This is a genomic window from Saonia flava, assembly GCF_011927795.1.
Classification (GTDB): Bacteria; Bacteroidota; Bacteroidia; order Flavobacteriales; family Flavobacteriaceae; genus Saonia; species Saonia flava.
On record NZ_JAATJJ010000005.1, the window covers coordinates 1 to 3,399 of the forward strand.

The following is a 3,399-nucleotide window of genomic DNA, read 5'->3' on the forward strand; positions in this document are numbered from 1 at the left end:
GCTATATTGACCTTAATCCTCTCTTTTGTTCTTTCTGATTTATACATGTAAATTAATCAGTTTCAAACTTAAGATGGCTATAAGTAATTGCTTGTTCTTGCCTACTTCTGAAAATCTGCAAGGATTTTCAGCTTGGTGTGTACTTGCAAAGTTAATTGCTAAACCACGCAACTACTCATAGCCGAGACCGTTGGCAATAATTAAAAACAGAAATACGATTAATGACTTTTGACAATTTATTTGATGCGCTAGAAAACAATCTGATTGAAAATAAAACTGACAGGCAGATTGTAGAAAAAATTCTTGAAGCAGAAAGGGATTGGATTGTACCGATAACTAATTTAAATCAATTCATAGATTTACTTGAAAAGGAAATTGGAGATAAAGCATCTAAAAGTAATTTGTCAAAATTGCAGGACAGATATCAAATAAATGGATTTAAAAATTCTGCGTGGAATGCAGAAAGTGTTTATTCATTATTAGAAATTTTTGAATTAACTAATTCGACTGATTTAAGTTCTGTTTTTACTGATTTATCAAACCGAATTAAAACCAAATGAGAAACTTTCTTGTTTTATTAATATTTTTTACTTTCAATAAACTTATTTCACAAGAAATAATTGGAATGAAAGAAGTTTACATTGACAATGATTTAGTTTACAAAAATGCTGATGATGGACTTTTTACTGGAATTGTTCAAAGTAAACGGAAAAACGGACATTTGGTTTATGAAGAGGAATATGAAAAAGGAATTATTTTATCAAGTAACTTATACTATAACGGAAAAGAAAAAAGAGTTTCAAATAAAGCCATATATAATCCGAATAAACCATTAGTTCTTTCTAAAGAATATAGTTATGACCTAAAATACAAGATTTTTGAAATTACTACTTATAACGATGATGGATTAAAAATACTTTATGAGCAATTTACAAATGGAAAAGTTTCCTATAGTTGCCAATATTTAGGAAAGAAAAAACACGGACTAGAATTGGGTTATAGAGATGGCGGAGAAAAAATGACTTTTCGTTGTGAATATATTAACGGAAAGAAAAACGGAACTGAATATTGCCTGAATGAAAAAGGAATTGAAACAAAAAAAGAATATCTTAACGGAAAGAAAATAAAATAACTATTGCCAACACAGTATATAAAAAATTGCTGGTGTTGTGCTAAAACAAAGGTCGTTGCACGTTTTCTACATCTGATTTTCCTTCGGAAAATCCTCGCACGCAAACCCGCAACTTTCCATATACTAACACGTTGTGGTTAATTTGAGAAAATGACAATAGAAGAACTAAAATCGAATATTAAATGGTGGGAATCTAAAAGATGGATTTATAATGTCGCTGTTGGACTTTTCGGAATTTTTGCAGTTTATGACGGCCTTTCAAGAGGAGAATACTCTTGGACTATAGACGACACAATCGGAATTATAATTTGGGGAATTGGAGCAAATATTTTTTACTCATTAGGAACTCTATTAGAATTGTTTGATTGGTACTATCTGAAAAACAAAATTGGACTAAAAAGGTTTCGAATTATATTTTTTACAATCGGACTTTTATTTAGTTGCCTTTGGACTCTATGGTGTGGTTGGCTCTATTTTGCAAAACCTCACTTATGGTAAAAGTGGATAATAGTCTAAATTTCGACAACTGAATAAAACACTAAATGAATAAAGAAAATATATTGTTAATATTGTGGATAATCTTTGGTTTTGTATTTGTCATTGCTGTAGAATCAATATTATACTTCATTATCCACTTACTTTATTTTGGATTCGCAGAACTTGGAATTTCATATAATGTAATGACTTACGTTTTTCCAATAATAACTTTGATTTTTTATTCGCTAACTGCATTATTTCTTTTAAATAGAATCAAAACAAAATCAATAACAAAAACATCTGGAATTTATCTAACTGAATTTCCAAAGAGACTGCTAATAATTTCGGCTTTAGTTGTTTTTATACTAACACCTTTGACAAACAAATTATCTGGAATGTATGCCGAATCTGCTTCTGAAAACACACTTTTGGAAATGGGAGAATATTTGAGATTTTATGGCTGGTTTAATCTTGGATTTGCAATTTCTCAAACATTAGTTTTAATAGCAATGGTTGGGTTTTCATTAATAAAACTGAAAGAACTAAATAAAAACTAACCACAACAACGTGTATAATTAATTGCTAGTTAACTGCCGACTTACGAAAATTCCGCTGGAATTTTCTATCTGTGTTTTGTTTGCTAAATTAGTTGCTTAAACACGCAACTAACCATACACAAACACGTTGTGCGTAATTAAAAAAAAACGATAATGAAAACACCTTTTAAGGTATTATTTATACTCTTCCTGACTATTTTTAGTGCGAAATCTTTTTCACAGAAAATGGTTGAATATTACGAACCAGTAAAAAATGATAGCCTAAGAGTTGGAATAGGAGAAAATGATTTTTTGCCTTTTATTCAAAAAGGTTATACTCTAATGCTTCCTGAAAATAAGGAAATAAAAGGTGTACTCATTTTCCTCGAAGATTCAAAGTATGATAAAAAGAACAGGAGTTCAAAGCAGATGTATACTCAAGCATCGGAAAAAGACTTTGCAGTATTATCTGTTTCAACCGAAATACCCCTTGATTTTTACTTTTCTAAATCATCTATGATTTCTACGCATAAGCTAATTCGAGAAGTCTTTGATAAACATAATTTACCAAATAACAATATTTTCTTTCTTGGAGCAAGTTTAGTTGGACATAGAGCAATGCGTTACATTAAATTTATGAAAGAGAGCGACTTCAAATTTCAACTGAAAATAAAAGGTATTGTCGCTTGCAATTTCACAATGGATTTTACAAGAAAATGGTATCAACATAAACGTGATATAAGAATTAACCGAATTGACTTTTGGGAACCAAAATTTATAAACTACCTATTGGAAACGAACTTGGGAGGAATACCAAAAACTAATCCCGAAAATTATCACAACTTCTCATCTTATAGCTACTCCGATGAAAAAAATGAAAATGTTAAGATTTACAAGGACTATGCAGTACGAGCATATATAGAACCAGCAATAAAATATAAGCTGACAAAACAACTAAGAACCTTGTACGAGAATAATTCTACAGATATAGTTAGCTTTTTAGCAGAATTGAAACTAGCAGGTAATGAAAATACCGAATTAATTGTATTACAACCCGAAGACAATCCATCAACTAAAAAGAATACACAATCAACTTGGGATTCTATAAATAAAGATGAACTTATGGATTGGATTCAAAAACAGATAGAAAAATAACTACGCACAACAAAGAACTGAGTTAAAAAACAAGTTCTTTTAAGTTAATCCAGACACATAATTCTCATCATAGGGCATCCCTGATTTTGCAATGGCAAA

5 protein-coding genes are annotated in these 3,399 nt (G+C 30.1%); all 5 read left to right on the top strand.

The window, feature by feature from the left end:
- Positions 1 to 221: 221 nt before the first annotated feature.
- Complete coding sequence (locus tag GGR42_RS16800; protein ID WP_167966597.1) at positions 222 to 560, top strand: hypothetical protein; 339 nt, start codon at positions 222 to 224, stop codon at positions 558 to 560.
- Positions 561 to 625: 65 nt separating this feature from the next.
- Entirely contained in the window at positions 626 to 1,132 is a 507-nt protein-coding gene (locus GGR42_RS16805) for a hypothetical protein (RefSeq protein ID WP_167966599.1), read from the top strand.
- A gap of 150 nt (positions 1,133 to 1,282) precedes the next feature.
- Positions 1,283 to 1,630, top strand: a complete 348-nt coding sequence (locus GGR42_RS16810) for a hypothetical protein (RefSeq protein ID WP_167966604.1) — start codon at positions 1,283 to 1,285, stop codon at positions 1,628 to 1,630.
- A 44-nt stretch (positions 1,631 to 1,674) separates the two neighbouring features.
- Positions 1,675 to 2,166, top strand: a complete 492-nt coding sequence (locus GGR42_RS16815) for a hypothetical protein (protein ID WP_167966633.1) — start codon at positions 1,675 to 1,677, stop codon at positions 2,164 to 2,166.
- Positions 2,167 to 2,319: 153 nt separating this feature from the next.
- Positions 2,320 to 3,300: a hypothetical protein gene (locus GGR42_RS16820; protein ID WP_167966648.1), complete on the top strand. Its 981-nt coding sequence runs from the start codon at positions 2,320 to 2,322 to the stop codon at positions 3,298 to 3,300.
- Positions 3,301 to 3,399 lie beyond the last annotated feature (99 nt).

Excerpts from the sequence above, each read along its gene's own strand:
- GGR42_RS16800 (WP_167966597.1), top strand. The coding sequence starts at position 222 with ATGACTTTTGACAATTTATTTGATGCGCTAGAAAACAATCTGATTGAA.
- GGR42_RS16810 (WP_167966604.1), top strand. The coding sequence starts at position 1,283 with ATGACAATAGAAGAACTAAAATCGAATATTAAATGGTGGGAATCTAAA.
- GGR42_RS16815 (WP_167966633.1), top strand. The coding sequence starts at position 1,675 with ATGAATAAAGAAAATATATTGTTAATATTGTGGATAATCTTTGGTTTT.
- GGR42_RS16805 (WP_167966599.1), top strand. The coding sequence starts at position 626 with ATGAAAGAAGTTTACATTGACAATGATTTAGTTTACAAAAATGCTGAT.
- GGR42_RS16820 (WP_167966648.1), top strand. The coding sequence starts at position 2,320 with ATGAAAACACCTTTTAAGGTATTATTTATACTCTTCCTGACTATTTTT.